The 13,643-nt window shown below is 75.7% G+C and carries 15 protein-coding genes; 5 read left to right on the forward strand and 10 right to left on the reverse strand.

Going from position 1 to position 13,643, the window contains the following annotated elements:
- Positions 1 to 19: 19 nt before the first annotated feature.
- On the reverse strand, positions 20 to 337 hold the full coding sequence (locus ACI8AB_RS22280; protein ID WP_456951930.1) for a hypothetical protein: 318 nt from the start codon (positions 335 to 337) through the stop codon (positions 20 to 22).
- 154 nt (positions 338 to 491) lie between these two features.
- Between ACI8AB_RS22280 and ACI8AB_RS22285 the strand changes: the two genes are divergently transcribed.
- The 4 genes from ACI8AB_RS22285 to ACI8AB_RS22300 all read left to right on the forward strand — a co-directional run bounded on the left by ACI8AB_RS22285 (position 492) and on the right by ACI8AB_RS22300 (position 5,615).
- Complete coding sequence (locus ACI8AB_RS22285; protein WP_456951931.1) at positions 492 to 1,886, forward strand: class II fumarate hydratase; 1,395 nt, start codon at positions 492 to 494, stop codon at positions 1,884 to 1,886.
- Positions 1,887 to 1,978: 92 nt separating this feature from the next.
- Positions 1,979 to 3,280: a citrate synthase gene (locus ACI8AB_RS22290; RefSeq protein ID WP_456951932.1), complete on the forward strand. Its 1,302-nt coding sequence runs from the start codon at positions 1,979 to 1,981 to the stop codon at positions 3,278 to 3,280.
- 11 nt (positions 3,281 to 3,291) lie between these two features.
- A complete protein-coding gene (locus ACI8AB_RS22295; RefSeq protein ID WP_387993914.1) occupies positions 3,292 to 3,489 on the forward strand; it encodes a hypothetical protein in 198 nt (65 codons plus the stop codon).
- Between the two features lie 203 nt (positions 3,490 to 3,692).
- The gene (locus ACI8AB_RS22300) at positions 3,693 to 5,615 is read left to right on the forward strand and encodes an NlpC/P60 family protein (protein WP_456951933.1); all 1,923 of its coding nucleotides are present in this window, start codon (positions 3,693 to 3,695) and stop codon (positions 5,613 to 5,615) included.
- A 63-nt stretch (positions 5,616 to 5,678) separates the two neighbouring features.
- On the opposite strand, the gene ACI8AB_RS22305 is transcribed toward ACI8AB_RS22300, so the two are convergent.
- From ACI8AB_RS22305 to ACI8AB_RS22345, 9 genes are all read right to left on the reverse strand, one after another.
- Complete coding sequence (locus ACI8AB_RS22305; RefSeq protein ID WP_456951934.1) at positions 5,679 to 6,443, reverse strand: hypothetical protein; 765 nt, start codon at positions 6,441 to 6,443, stop codon at positions 5,679 to 5,681.
- Complete coding sequence (locus ACI8AB_RS22310; RefSeq protein ID WP_387993906.1) at positions 6,440 to 6,781, reverse strand: hypothetical protein; 342 nt, start codon at positions 6,779 to 6,781, stop codon at positions 6,440 to 6,442. The genes ACI8AB_RS22305 and ACI8AB_RS22310 overlap by 4 nt, the downstream gene beginning before the upstream one ends.
- A gap of 139 nt (positions 6,782 to 6,920) precedes the next feature.
- The gene (locus ACI8AB_RS22315; protein WP_456951935.1) at positions 6,921 to 8,027 is read right to left on the reverse strand and encodes a flagellar biosynthesis protein FliA; all 1,107 of its coding nucleotides are present in this window, start codon (positions 8,025 to 8,027) and stop codon (positions 6,921 to 6,923) included.
- 49 nt (positions 8,028 to 8,076) lie between these two features.
- Positions 8,077 to 8,481 carry a hypothetical protein gene (locus ACI8AB_RS22320; protein ID WP_456951936.1) on the reverse strand — a complete coding sequence of 135 codons (405 nt, stop codon included), beginning with the start codon at positions 8,479 to 8,481 and terminating at the stop codon, positions 8,077 to 8,079.
- A gap of 215 nt (positions 8,482 to 8,696) precedes the next feature.
- Positions 8,697 to 9,005 (reverse strand): carbon storage regulator, encoded by a 309-nt coding sequence (csrA, locus tag ACI8AB_RS22325; RefSeq protein WP_456904100.1) that lies wholly within the window; start codon positions 9,003 to 9,005, stop codon positions 8,697 to 8,699.
- A gap of 86 nt (positions 9,006 to 9,091) precedes the next feature.
- The gene (gene fliW / locus ACI8AB_RS22330) at positions 9,092 to 9,496 is read right to left on the reverse strand and encodes a flagellar assembly protein FliW (RefSeq protein WP_456951937.1); all 405 of its coding nucleotides are present in this window, start codon (positions 9,494 to 9,496) and stop codon (positions 9,092 to 9,094) included.
- Entirely contained in the window at positions 9,493 to 10,371 is an 879-nt protein-coding gene (locus ACI8AB_RS22335; RefSeq protein ID WP_456951938.1) for a flagellin N-terminal helical domain-containing protein, read from the reverse strand. Before ACI8AB_RS22335 ends, fliW begins: the two co-directional genes overlap by 4 nt.
- Before the next feature lie 10 nt (positions 10,372 to 10,381).
- Entirely contained in the window at positions 10,382 to 11,824 is a 1,443-nt protein-coding gene (gene flgK / locus ACI8AB_RS22340) for a flagellar hook-associated protein FlgK (RefSeq protein WP_456951939.1), read from the reverse strand.
- Complete coding sequence (locus tag ACI8AB_RS22345) at positions 11,821 to 12,315, reverse strand: flagellar protein FlgN (protein ID WP_387993888.1); 495 nt, start codon at positions 12,313 to 12,315, stop codon at positions 11,821 to 11,823. The genes flgK and ACI8AB_RS22345 overlap by 4 nt, the downstream gene beginning before the upstream one ends.
- Positions 12,316 to 12,476: 161 nt before the next feature.
- On the opposite strand from ACI8AB_RS22345, the gene ACI8AB_RS22350 reads away from it, so the two are divergent.
- Complete coding sequence (locus ACI8AB_RS22350; protein WP_387993886.1) at positions 12,477 to 13,406, forward strand: sigma-70 family RNA polymerase sigma factor; 930 nt, start codon at positions 12,477 to 12,479, stop codon at positions 13,404 to 13,406.
- The last annotated feature ends 237 nt before the right edge of the window (positions 13,407 to 13,643 follow it).

Here is a 13,643-nt window from a genome sequence, read left to right on the forward strand (position 1 = left end):
CCCGTTTAGGTTTTTTTTGTTATTGGGGGGTACGGCGGGTTTTGGGGCCCCCCCCCCCCGGCGCGCCCTGGGCGGCGCGGCCCGGGCGGCGGGCGTCGTCCGCGGCGCCGCGGAGCACCAGCGCGCCGACGACGGCGGCGAGCACCAGCCCGAGGGCGAGGCCGCCCGCGAGCAGGGCGGCGGGGAGGACGCGGGAGGCCGGCGCGGGGGCGGCCACCGGCGCGGGCGCCGGCGGGACGGCGGGCGCCCGGCCGGCGGTGGGGTCCCAGGTGCCCCACGGCGTCCAGCCGCCCACGGGGACGGTGCCGGGCGCGTCCGGGGTGTACGGGTGGGTCACGGGGTCTCCTCGGGCCGTCGGCGTCGCCGCACCGTAGGACCCGGAGCCGCGCCGTCCCGGGTCCCACTCCGAGGCTGCGGGCAGTGGGGAGGACGGGGCCCTTCTAGGGTCACGCGTGCAGCACCGATCCCACCGACACCACACGGGAGCCAGCGTGGCCACCGAGCAGGACTACCGCGTCGAGCACGACTCCATGGGGGAGGTCCGTGTCCCCGCGTGGGCCAAGTGGCGCGCCCAGACCCAGCGCGCCGTCGAGAACTTCCCCATCTCCGGCACCCCCATCGAGCGCGAGCTCATCGCCGCCCTGGCCGCCATCAAGGGCGCCGCGGCCCGCGTCAACGCCGACCTCGGCGTCCTCGACGGCGAGGTCGCGCGGGCGATCGCCGCGGCCGCCGCCGAGGTGGCGTCCGGGAGGTGGGACGAGCACTTCCCCATCGACGTCTTCCAGACCGGCTCGGGGACGTCGAGCAACATGAACACCAACGAGGTCGTCGCGACCCTCGCCACCGAGGCCGCCGGCACGCCGGTGCACCCGAACGACCACGTCAACGCCTCGCAGTCGTCCAACGACGTCTTCCCCTCGGCCATCCACGTGGCCGCCACCCGGGCGATCGTGCGCGACCTCGTCCCGGCCCTGCGCCACCTCGAGTCCTCCCTCACCCGCAAGGAGACGGAGTTCGCCGAGGTCGTGAAGAGCGGCCGCACCCACCTCATGGACGCCACCCCGGTCACCCTCGGCCAGGAGTTCGGCGGCTACGCCGCGGCGATCCGCTACGGCGTCGAGCGGCTGGAGGCCTCGCTGCCGCGCATCGGTGAGCTGCCGCTGGGCGGCACCGCCGTCGGCACCGGGATCAACACCCCGCCCGGCTTCGCGGCCGCGATCATCGACACCCTCGCCGCGGAGCTGGACCTGCCGCTGTCCGAGGCGCGCAACCACTTCGAGGCGCAGAGCTCCCGGGACTCGCTGGTCGAGGCCTCCGGCCAGCTGAAGACGATCGCCGTCGGCCTGGTGAAGATCGCCAACGACCTGCGGTGGATGGGCTCGGGCCCCCGCACCGGGCTCGGCGAGATCCAGCTGCCCGACCTGCAGCCGGGCAGCTCGATCATGCCGGGCAAGGTGAACCCGGTGATCCCCGAGGCGGTCATCCAGGTCGCCGCCCAGGTCATCGGCAACGACGCCGCGGTCACCTACGCCGGCACCACCGGCGTCTTCGAGCTCAACGTGACGCTGCCGCTCATGGCCCGCAACGTGCTCGAGTCGATCCGCCTGCTGGCCAACGTCAGCCGGATCCTGGCCGACCGCTGCGTCGACGGGATCGTCGCCAACGTCGAGCAGTGCCGGACCTACGCGGAGTCCTCGCCGTCGATCGTGACGCCGCTGAACAAGTACATCGGCTACGAGGAGGCCGCGAAGGTCGCCAAGCAGTCGCTGACCGAGCAGAAGACGATCCGCCAGGTGGTGCTCGAGCGCGGCTACGTCGAGCAGGGCAAGCTCACCGAGGCCCAGCTCGACGAGGCCCTCGACGTCCTCTCGATGACCCACCCCTGACCGTGCGGGGTGGGCCGGGAGCCCCGGCCCACCCCCGTGCGGGGACGGTCCCTGTCGTCCTCGGGGCCCGACGCCAGTAGCGTCGGGCCACCATGACCGAGACAGCCAGCACCCCCGAGGTATCCCTGCGACACGCGGGGGGTGACCTCCCGCTGCGCACGGTCCCGGCGTCGGAGGGACCCTCCGGGCTCGACGTCTCCAAGCTGTTGGCGACCACCGGGCAGGTGGCGCTCGACGTCGGCTTCGTCAACACCGCCTCGTGCACGTCGGACATCACCTACATCGACGGTGACGCCGGCGTCCTGCGCTACCGCGGCTACCCCATCGACCAGCTCGCCGGGAAGGCCAGCTTCCTCGAGGTCACCTACCTGCTGATCTACGGCGAGCTGCCCACGGCCGACCAGCTGGCCGCCTTCGACGAGAAGCTGCGCCGGCACACCCTGCTGCACGAGGACCTCAAGCAGTTCTTCCAGGGCTTCCCGCGCGACGCCCACCCGATGCCGGTGCTGTCCTCGGCGGTCAGCGCCCTGTCGACCTTCTACCAGGACTCGCTGGACCCCTTCGACCCGCACCAGGTGGAGATCTCCACCGTCCGGCTGCTGGCCAAGCTGCCCACGATCGCGGCCTACGCGTACAAGAAGTCGGTCGGCCAGCCGTTCCTCTACCCGGACAACTCGCTGGGCCTGGTCGAGAACTTCCTGCGGATGACCTTCGGCTTCCCGGCCGAGCCCTACGAGGTCGACCCCGAGCTCGCCGCCGCCCTCGACATGCTCTTCGTGCTGCACGCCGACCACGAGCAGAACTGCTCGACGTCGACGGTGCGGCTGGTGGGCTCCTCGCACGCCAACCTCTTCGCCTCGGTGTCGGCCGGCATCAACGCGCTGTTCGGCCCGCTGCACGGCGGGGCCAACCAGTCGGTGCTGGAGATGCTCGAGTCCATCCAGGGCGAGGGCGGGGACATCCCGGCGTTCGTCGAGCGGGTGAAGAAGAAGGAGCCCGGCGTCAAGCTCATGGGCTTCGGGCACCGGGTGTACAAGAACTACGACCCGCGCGCGGCGATCGTGAAGCAGACCGCGGACACCGTGCTCGACAAGCTCGGCGGGGACAACCAGCTGCTCGACCTCGCCCGCCAGCTCGAGGAGATCGCGCTGTCCGACGACTACTTCGTCGAGCGCAGGCTCTACCCGAACGTCGACTTCTACACCGGGCTGATCTACCGGGCGATGGGCTTCCCGACCCGCATGTTCACCGTGCTGTTCGCGCTGGGCCGGCTGCCCGGGTGGATCGCGCAGTGGCGGGAGATGATCGCCGACCCGACGACGAAGATCGGCCGCCCGCGGCAGGTCTACACCGGTGAGACCGAGCGGGCGTTCGTCCCGCTGGCCGAGCGCTGACGACGTCGTCGATGGGCAGCGAGCCGCCCGGCGAGGACCTGCTGGTCCTCCCCCCGATCCCGCTGGCCACCGGGCGGCTGCTGCGCGACGACGACGACCGGCCGGTGCCGATCACCGCCGTCGAGCTGGTCGTGGTCACCGAGGACGGCGCCGAGCACCGCATCCCGCTGGTGGCGCGGCACGGCGCCTGGTGGCCGCCCGACCGCTGACCTCGCGGCGGAGGCGCGCCGGGCGTCTCCGCGGAGGGGCCCGGCGCGCCGGCCCGGTCCCCCGGCCGGGCGCATCCCCTCCCCCGTCGGGGTGAGGCCTCCCCTCCCGTCCCTCCTCCGGGTCCCCCGGGCGGTCGATCTGACGGCGAGCGCTCCACGCCGGAGCGCGGCCAGCCGATCGAGACCGCCCGGGGGACCCCGCCGTGCCCGCACCACGCACGCCCGCTCCGGCGCGCACGGCCACCCCCTCCCGCACGGCCTCCCCCCGCACCGCTCCCCGCCGCGAGCTCACCGCCCGCGAGGCCGAGGCGCTGCGCGCCCTGCTCGCCGCCCGCGCCGCCACCGGCGCTCCGGTCCCCCCGCGCCGCACCGGCACCGCGGCGCAGAGGACGACGGAGAAGCGCCGGAAGCAGCCGGCCCGCCGCCGGCCCGCCGCACGGACGCCGCGCGGGCGCGGCCCCTGGCGCACCCGGCTGCTGGTCGTCGGCCTGGCCACGCTGCTCGTGCCCGTCCTCACCGTGCTGCTCGCCCCGGCCACCTCCGCGCCCGGCTCGGCCACGGTGGCCCCCGACGCCGCGGGCCTGGCCCTGGCCGCCCGCAGCACCCTGCTGCAGGACGCCGACGCCTACCGCCGGCTGCAGGGCGAGGTCGCCACGCGGCGGGCCGAGCTGCGGGCCGCGGTCGAGGCCGAGCAGGCGGCGCGGGCCGCCGTCGCCGCCGAGCAGGTCACCGTCGGCTCCGCCGCGGCCGACCTCTACCGCGCCTCCGCGCAGACCCGCATGCCGGTCCTCGGCCTGTCCGCCGCGGCACCCGCGACCACCGGCGACGTCCTCTACCACCAGGCGCTGGCCGACCGCGCCGCCCAGGAGCGGGAGACCGCCGTCGTCCGCGCCGAGCGCGCCGCGGCCGCGGCGGAGGCCGCCGCCGCACGGGTGGCCGCCGCGCAGGACGCCGTCGACGCCGCCGCGGCGCAGGCCCGCACCGTGCTGGCCGGCGTCCGCGCGACCGTGGACGACCTCGGCCTGGACGTCTCCGCGCAGCTGGCCGCGCTGGACACCGTCCCGGCCGCCGGCGCGCAGCAGGAGCGCAACACCGCCGCGCTGCAGCGCTGGCAGGGCTACCTCGCCGGGCTCGCGTCGGCGGGCGTCGCGCCGCCGTCCGCGGCCGAGCTGGCCGACCCGGCGACGCTGCCCGACGGCTTCTCCCCCGCGCTGGACGCCGCCGGGCAGGCCGTGCCCGGGGTGGCGTGGGCCGTCGTCGGCAACCGGCCGGTGACCGTGCTGCCGGCCGAGACCGTCGCCGCGGTGAGCAGCGCGCTGTCCCGGCTGGGCCGCCCGTACGCCGCCGGCGCCACGGGCCCGGACGCCTTCGACTGCGGCGGGCTCACCACCTCGGCGTGGCTGCTGGCCGGCTACGACCTGCCGGCCGGCGCCGCGGAGCAGTGGGCCGCGGCGACCGTCGTGCCCGCCTCGCAGCTGCAGGTCGGCGACCTGGTCGTCTCCGACGGCGGCGCCGACGTGGCCCTGTACCTCGGCGACGGCGAGGTGCTCGGCGCCTCGGCGGCCACCTACCAGGTCGGCGTCCGCTCGATGCCCGCCGACGCCCGCGCCGTGCGGGTCACCCTGCCGGCGCCCGCGACGCCGAACGCGCCGCTGCCGGCGTCGGCGTCCGGCCGCGGGGCCTGCGGCGCTCCCCCGGCGCCGGTCGGCCCGGTGAGCCCCGCGTGGGGTGGCTGGTCCAACGGCCGGATCCCCGCCGAGGCGCTGTGCCCGATCGCCCGCGGCCACGCGCTGCGCTGCGACGCCGCGGCCGGCTACGCCGCGCTGGCCCGGGCCTACGAGGCGGCCTTCGGCAGCCCGCTGTGCGTCACCGACTCCTACCGGTCGATGGCCGCGCAGGTGGACGCGTTCCGCCGCAAGCCCACGCTGGCCGCCGTGCCGGGGACGTCGAACCACGGCTGGGCGCTGGCGGTGGACCTGTGCGGCGGGGTGAACGTCGCCGGCACGCCGCAGTGGACGTGGATGACCGAGCACGCCGGGCGGTTCGGCTTCGTCAACCCCGACTGGGCCCGGCCCGGCGGCGAGAAGCCCGAGCCCTGGCACTGGGAGTTCGGGCACCTGGCCTGACGAAGGACCCCCCTGCCCCCCACCGCTCGCAGGCTCGCGGCGGGACCCTGCAGCGGGGCCGCCTCACAGCCAGCGGAGGTCGGGCAGGGCGGCCCAGGGCAGGCGCACGCACGCCTCGCCGGTCAGCCCGGCCAGGCGGTCGGTCACGCCCGCGGAGGCGCACGCCAGCGGCCGCAGCGGCGTGACGACGACGTGCGGCTCGGCCACGCGCAACCCGGCCTCGGCGATCCGCCCGAGCAGCCGCTCGGGGTCGGCCAGCGCGGCCGTGGCGAGCATCGGCGCGCCGGGGTGCGACCACAGCGCCACCGGCCCCTCGACGCGGAGCACGCCCCCGGCGTCGGCGGCCCGGGCGGTGGCGGCGGTGCGGGTGCGGGCCACCACGGCGGCGTCAACGCGGTCCGACGGCGTCCACGCGACGGTGCGGTCCCCGCGGCGGACGACGACCCGCCAGCCGACGGCGGTGCACGCCGGGCCGGTCCAGTCGAGGACGGCGACGCCGGCGCCGGCGGCCGCGGCGTCGCTGACCGGGCGGGCGGCGACGAAGGCGGTGAGCGCGGCGGCGACGCCGTCGGCGGTGGGGGTCACGCCGGCGTCGGTCATGTCCTCGGCGAGGTCGTGCAGCGGCACCCGCACGCGGCGCTCGTCCTCGGCCAGGACCAGCACCGGCCCGCGGGCGGGGTCCGCGAGCACCGCGGCGCGCAGGCCGCCGGTCGCGAGGCCCGGCAGCACCGCGTCCGCGGCGGCGCGGACGTCGTCGACGGCGACCGGCGTCGGGCGCAGCCGCTGCAGCAGGCCCGACGAGGAGCGGCCGGGGCGCCCCCGCGTCACGGGCGGCGTCCCCCGAGGGTCGCGCGCAGGTCGCCCGGCAGCTCGGCCAGGCCGAGGACGCTGTCGAGCTCGGCGGCCGACAGCCGCACCGGCAGGACGTCCTCGGCCCAGCCGGTCACCCGGCGGACGCGGGCGGCGGGGCCGGGCCAGACGGCGTCGCGGGCGGCGGCCACGTGCAGCTCGGTGAGGACGTCGGCCAGGTGGACGGCGGCGACCGGGTGGACGCCGGGCCGCTCGACGGCGGCACGCACGACGCCGGCCAGCAGCTCGCGGTCGGCCCCGGAGAGCCAGTGCGGGAGCAGGACGACGGCGGGGTCGCCCGCAGGCAGCACGCTCACCGCACACCTCCCCCCGTCGGCGTCTGCGGTCCCCCGGCGTCGGTGCAGCGGGGACTCGCGGTCACGTCCTCGATATCGGCAGGTCCGCGCCCGGATGGACCCGTCGGCGACGGACTCCTGCGTTCCGTTTACCGGGACGTCACTCGGACAACTCGGCGAGCCGGTCCTTGAGCGCCCGCTCGACGCGGTCGGCGTGCACGTTCATGTTGCGCACCGAGGTCCCGAGGTCGGCCGACACCTGGGTCTTGGTCTGCCCGCCCCAGGTGGTCAGGTACCAGGTGGCCCAGCCCAGGACGTTGGGCTGCGCGGCCCGCTGGCCGCGCGCGGCGGTCGGGTCGGGGGCGCAGGCCGCGGTCAGGGCGTGCGACAGCAGCGTCTGCTCCGCCTCGTCCATGATCTGGTCGGGCGCCTCGCCGGAGTCCGGCAGCAGCACCTCGGTCGCGTCCGGACCGCCGTCGAGGGACTGCAGGTTGCGCAGGCCGTTGAGGGTGGCGACCGTCTGCGAGTTGCGCCGCAGCGTGGCCACGCTCTGCCCCATGTAGGCCGCGAGCTCGCGCTCGGTGGGCCGCCGCTGGTGCTCGGCCTGGAAGGCGGCGATCGCCTTCTGCTGCCGGTTCTCGGTGTCGGCGGCGGTGCGGCCGTGGGCGTTGCGGCCCAGGTCGTGCACCCACTTGGACAGCTGGGTGGCGAGGAAGGCGCCGAACGGGACGCCCTTGGTCTCGTCGTACTGGCCGACCGCCTTGAGGATCCACTCGGCCACCTGCTGGCCGAGGTCGTCGGGGTCGGGCAGGTGCATCCGGATCGTGCTCATGTTGCGCTGCAGCCGCTTGAGGCTGACCGGCTGGTAGTGCCGGCACAGGTCCTCGAGGAAGACCGGCGGCAGGTCGCGCGGGGCGCGGCGGCGGACGCCGGCCTCCGCGCGCAGGCCCACGGTGGCGACGTCGCGGGTCGAGCACCAGGCGCGGATCCAGTCGGCGAGCACCTGGCCCTGGCCGCAGGGGCCGTCCACGCGGTAGAGCCCCTCGCCCTCGTCGTGGCTGACCGTGACGCCGTCGGGCAGGTCGGCGCGGAAGGCGGCCAGCGGCAGGTCCCGGTCGACGCGGAAGTGCACCCGGTCGCGCGCGGTGATCGGGACCCGCGCGAAGCCCTCGGCCTCGGGGATCCCGCCGAAGACGAGCGGCGCGCGGGTGCCGGCGTCGGCCGGCTGGTCGGCGGTGGGGACGGCGGGCTGGGGGGTGCTGGTCACCGGGGACTCCTGGTCGATCGCGGGGAAGGCGTCGGCGAGGGGTGGGGCGCTACGCGGAGACGCGCTCGTGCGCGGACGCGCCGGCCGGGGCCTCGAGGTCGCCGTCGTCGGCGCGGAGGAGGACCTCGGCGGCGGCGCGCTCGGCGGCGGAGGGCTCGGCGGCGTACACCGGCATGTGGTCGTACAGGACCGTGAACAGGTCGCTGACGAAGGCGTAGGCGGCCTGCGCCTGCGGCGAGAAGCGGGCGATCGCCTCGCGGGGGCCGAGCTCCACGCCGACGGTGACGCGGACGACCCGCTCGTCCTTGCCGAGCCCGGTGACCGAGAAGGCGACCGACGGGTGCGCGGCGGCCAGAGCCGCCAGCTCGGCCAGGCAGCGCCGGGTGGACCCGCGGCGCGGCCGCAGCTGGACATGGACGACGACGGTCTCGTCGGCCTGCTGGGTCCCTGCCATCACGCTGTGCTGCATCCTCATCGCCCCCTGTGTCGTGCTCGGGGGCAACTCTGGCGCATGAGCGGACGGTGACGGGCACACAACTCGCCGTGCCCTGTGCAATCTCCGGGCCGACCTTCGTCAGGTCTTGCCCGTCCGGACCTCCATCCCGGTCCGGCGGGTCCGCGCATCGGCGACTGTTGCCGAGCCGCGGACCCGCCGTCGGTGGCGTGTCGTCAGCGCGCGGGCAGCTCCGGCGGGGCGGGCCGCTTCCCGGCCCCGGCAGGGGCGTCCGGGGCGGCGGCCGCGGGGCCGGCGGCCTGCGGCGCGAAGGCGGCGAGCGCGCCGAGCGTGTCCGCGGTGACCTGCGCGGCGAGCAGGTTGGCCTCGGCGATCTGCCGGTAGACCTCCTCGCGGTGGATGGTCACCTCGCGCGGGGCCTTGAAGCCCAGCCGGACGGTGCCGCCGCGGACCTCGACGACGTGCACCTCGATGTCGTCGCCGATGCGGATGGTCTCGCCGACGCTGCGGGTCAGTGTGAGCACGGGTACCCCTCCATGGGTGTGTGACGGCCTCCTGGCACCCCCGCCCGGCGGGGCGGGGTGTCGAGCGGTCGGACCGCTCCCCTCCTCTATCGGCGCAGGGGACGCCGGATCGGATGACGGCCGTCGGGGAGCACGACCTGGGTGGCCCGCCAGTTCGCCGGGTTGAGCACGACGGGGGCGCGCAGGTTCGCCGTCGCCGCCGCCGGGCCCTCGGCCGGCACGGTGACCAGGCAGAACAGCGAGGCGTCGGCCGGGTCGGCGAGGTCCAGGTCGGCCAGCACCTGGGCCGGCAGCACGGGCGCGTAGTCCGGGAAGTATCGGGCCGGGGGGATGGCCAGGAACCGCGGACCGTCGGCGTCCAGGGACTGGAGCCAGAACAGCAGCCCGTCCCCGTCGGCCGTGACGAGCACGTAGTCGCGGAAGTCGGGGAAGCCGGGCAGCGGGGACACCATGCCCAGCAGGGGCAGGGTGACGACGGGGGCGAGGGTCACCGCAGGAAGTCCGCGAGCGAGGGCTGGATGACCTGGGCGGTCGCCTGCAGAGCGACCTGGTAGCCCACCTGCTGGAGGTTCAGCTCCATGATCGTCTTCGGCAGGTCGACGTCCTCGACGCCGGCCAGCTGCTGCTTGAGGCTGAGCTGGAGGTCGGTGTTGGCCTCGGCCGCCCGGTCCATGCGGGCAGCGCGGGTGCCGATGTCCGCGGTGGCGGTCAGCATCCGCTCCATGACGCCGTCGAGGTCGTCCAGCGCCGTCTGCAGGGCGGTGGCGTCCTGGGCGCCCGCTGCGGCGGCAGCCCTCTCCAGCACGGCGAACAGACCGGTGGGCCCCGTGCCGAAGGCCTCGGGCCCCGTGACGTCGATCCGGATGTCCTCACGGTCGGAGACGCGGCGGGTCAGGACGCCGTCCGTGCGGCCGACGAAGGTGCCGTCGTCGGCATAGGCGACCGTGCCTCCCGTGGGTCCGCCGAAGACCGGCCGGCCCTGCACGACCGCGTTGGCCAGGCCGAGCAGGCTCGTGCGGAGTCCCTCGAGCTCGGTGCGGATCGCGCCGGCGGACGACGTGCTCATCCCACCCGTGCTCGCCGCCTGGACGACGAGCGACCGGGCCTGCCGGGTCTGCTGCAGCATGGACTGCAACGTGGAGTCCGTCGTCTCGAGGAACGCGCTCCCGTCGGCGATGTTCCGGGCGTACTGAGCCGCGCCGGACGCGTCGGCCCGGATGATCATCGACTGGTTGGTGCCCGTGGGCGAGTCCGAGGGGCGGCTGATCGTCCTGCCCGCGGTCAACTGCTGCTGCAGCCGGCCGACGGCGTCCTGGTTGCGGTAGAGGCCCTGCAGGCTGGTGAGCGCGATCGAGCGCTGGGTCACGCGCACCGGGTCACAGCCCCACTCGGCCCATGCGGTTGATGAGGACGTCCAGGGACTCGTCGATGGCCGTCACCATGCGGGCGGCCGCCGAGTAGGCGTGCTGGAAGGACATCATCCTGGTCATCTCCTCGTCGAGGTTCACTCCGCTCACCGACTCCCGGGCGCTGTCCACCTGGGCCGTGATGACGTCCTGGATGTCGCTGTTGCGCGCGACCACGGCCGCCTGGACCCCGAGGTCCACGACCAGCGCGCGGTACGTCGCGTCCACGCCGGTCTGGTCCAGGCGCAACCGGTGGGCGGCGGCCGCGTTGCCGCCGTCCAGCGACGGCCCGGCGGCGTCCGGCGCGAGGAGCGCGGCGGCCACGTCCTGGGGACGGGTGAGCCGCAGCCGGATGTTCGCCGCGGTCACCGTGGCGGGGTCGACGGTGACCGCGCCCGTCCCGTCGTCGACCATCGGTCCGCCCACGTCACCGTCCAGGTCGTAGGCCGGCTCGGTACCGGTCCCCGCCTGGGCGTCGTTGAGCGTCCGGGCCACCTGCGATGCGATCGCGTCGAGCCGCCCGCGGTAGCCGGGGAGGATCGTCCCGAGGACCGACAGCTGCCCCTCCGCCGTCCCGCCGGGCCGGACGGTGGTCCCTCCCGGCCGGGTCACCAGGCGGGGGTCCCCGGGCGCGGCCGACCGGGAGTCCGTGGTGCCGGTGAGCTCCAGGGCGGTCGCGGTGTCGCCGGTGACGAGGGAGGTCCCCCCGATGCTGACGTCCACCTGCCCGTCGGCCCCCGCCCTGCCCGTCGCGCCCACCTTCTCCGCCAGCTGCAGGACGAACACGTCGCGCTTGTCCGCGAGCTCGTTCACCGGCAGGCCGGCGCGCGATGCCTTCTGGATGGCGGCGTTCAGGTCCGCGACGGACCGGGCCGCGGCGTTGACGTCCGCGACCAGGGCGTCGAGGTTGTCCCTGGTCTTCTCCCATTCCGCGCCGAGGACGCCGTCAGCTGTCCGGAGGCCGGACACCAGGGTCTCCGCACGCTGCAGCAGCTGACTGCGTGCGGCCAGGTCCTCGGGGTGGTTCGCGACGTCGCTCCACCCGTCCCACATGTCGGCGAGCATGCTCTGGATGCCCGAGCTGCCGGGCTCGCGGAGCGCGTTCTCCACGGCGGACAGTCCCGCGCTCTCGGCGGTCAACCGCGCGGAGTTGGCCCGCTCCGCCTGTGCCCGGCTCTCGAGGAACGCGTCACGGATGCGGATGACCGTGTCCGCGTCGACACCCTGACCGACCTGGTCGCTGACGGAGTGGATCGCCGGGACGGTGTTGCCGTTGACCGACTGCAGCTCGACCCGCTGCCGGGAGTAGCCGTCGGTGTTGACGTTGGCGATGTTCTGGCCGGTGACGTCGAGTCCGCGCTGGGCGGCCCACAGCGCCGTCGTCGCGGTGTTGAGGCCGGAGAACGAACTCACAGGGCACCGTCCAGGGTGACCGCGCGGGAGGACCCGTGCTCGGAGCGGCCGGTGGCGCCGTAGGTGCCGGCCGTGGGCTGGCGGACCGACAGCAGCGCGTCGCCGATCGCGGACAGGCCGCCCTCGATGAGCTCGCGGTTGGCGTCGGAGAGGCTGCGCAGGTCGGTGACGAGGACCAGCAGCGCCTCGTGGTGCCTGGCCAGCAGGTCGTTCCACGGCGCGGGCGCGGCCTCGGCCAGCTGGCGCAGCGACGGGTTGACCCCGGTGCCCAGCCGGACGGCGATCGCCTCGGTGGCGGCGGCCCGCTCGACCTCGAGGACGCGCAGCTGGTCGAGGACGACCTCGATCTCGTGGGCGATCCGGGCCAGCCAGCGGGTCTTGCCGGACAGGATCAGGTACTGCTTCTCCTCTGCCTTGAACAGCAGCAGGTCGAGCAGCTCCTGCTCGCGCCACAGCAGCGTCGACAGGTGCTGGAAGTCCACGTCCGCCACCGCCTCCCTCGTCTCCCGGCGGGTGTCCCCGCCTTCGCGGACAGACGGTCGGCAGCGGGCAAGCGCCCCTCAAGCCGAGTTCCCAGGATTGGCAGGAGTTGTGCGTCCGGGAGGGCGCGGTCCCTGCCGAGAGAGGGACCGTGCCAGCAGCCCGCTCCCCGGTGACCGACCGCGCGGTCCCCGCGCGCTCCGCTCCCCCGCAGCCGTCGGACGCCGCGCGCCCCGACGTCCTGCGCTCCGAGGTCGAGGTCGAGGCGCTCGTCACCGAGCACCTGGCCCTGTGCTCGTTCGCGGTCAACGCGGTGGCCTCGCGCATCTCGCTGCCCGGCCACGTGAGCCGGGAGGACCTCCTGTCCTGCGCGAAGGTGGCGCTGGTCGAGGTGGCCCGCCGGTTCGACCCGTCGGCCGGCGCGACGTTCGCCACCTACGCCCTCCCCCGCCTGCAGGGCGCCGTCCTGGACGAGCTGCGCTCGGGCGACTGGGCCAGCCGCTCGGTCCGGGCCGCGGCCCGCCGCACCGACGCCGCGTCCGACGCCCTGACCATCCGGCTGGGCCGGCCGCCGACGCGCGAGGAGCTCGCCGAGGCCCTCGGGGTGCGCCGCGAGGACCTCGACGCGCTGCAGGTCGACGTCCACCGCGCCGTCATGGTCAGCATCGACGCCGAGACCGGCGCCGAGGGCGGCACGCTGGACCTGCCCGACCCCGGCGAGTCCCCCGAGCGGGCGGTGCTGCGCGGTGAACGGGCCCGCTACCTGCAGGACGCCATCCGCGCGCTGCCCGACCGGCTCGACGAGGTCGTGGAGCGCAACTTCTTCGGTGGGGAGTCGCTCACCGACATCGCCGCCGACCTCGGCGTCACGCTCTCCCGCGTCTCGCAGATGCGCGCCCGCGCGCTCACCCTGCTGCACGCGGCGATGAGCGAGGTGTGGGAGGGCCGGGCGGTGCCGGCCGACGGCGGCGTCCGCGCGCGCAACCAGCAGCGGCTGTACGTGGAGAGGGTCGCCGGCCGGAGTCCGTTGCCGCCGATCCCGGCACCGCGGCCGGCGTGGCAGGCGGCCGCCCACCGGTACCGCGCGGCCCGCCCCGCCTGAGGCGACGTCCGACCGGCAGGACCCGCTCGGACCGGCACCTGCGGGCCGGGCGGGTCCCCGCGTCGCCACCTCCGCCGACGGTCCTCGCCGGCCCGCCCGGAGGGCAGCAGGCGGCGTGCCGGGGGCCGACCCGGAGCAGCTCGCACCGAGACGGACGACGGCCCCGGTCCCGCCCGTGCGGGACCGGGGCCGTCGCGGGGACCCGCGGAGGCTCGGGGGCCCGTCACCCCACCCCGG

Source organism: Geodermatophilus sp. SYSU D00698, assembly GCF_054050335.1.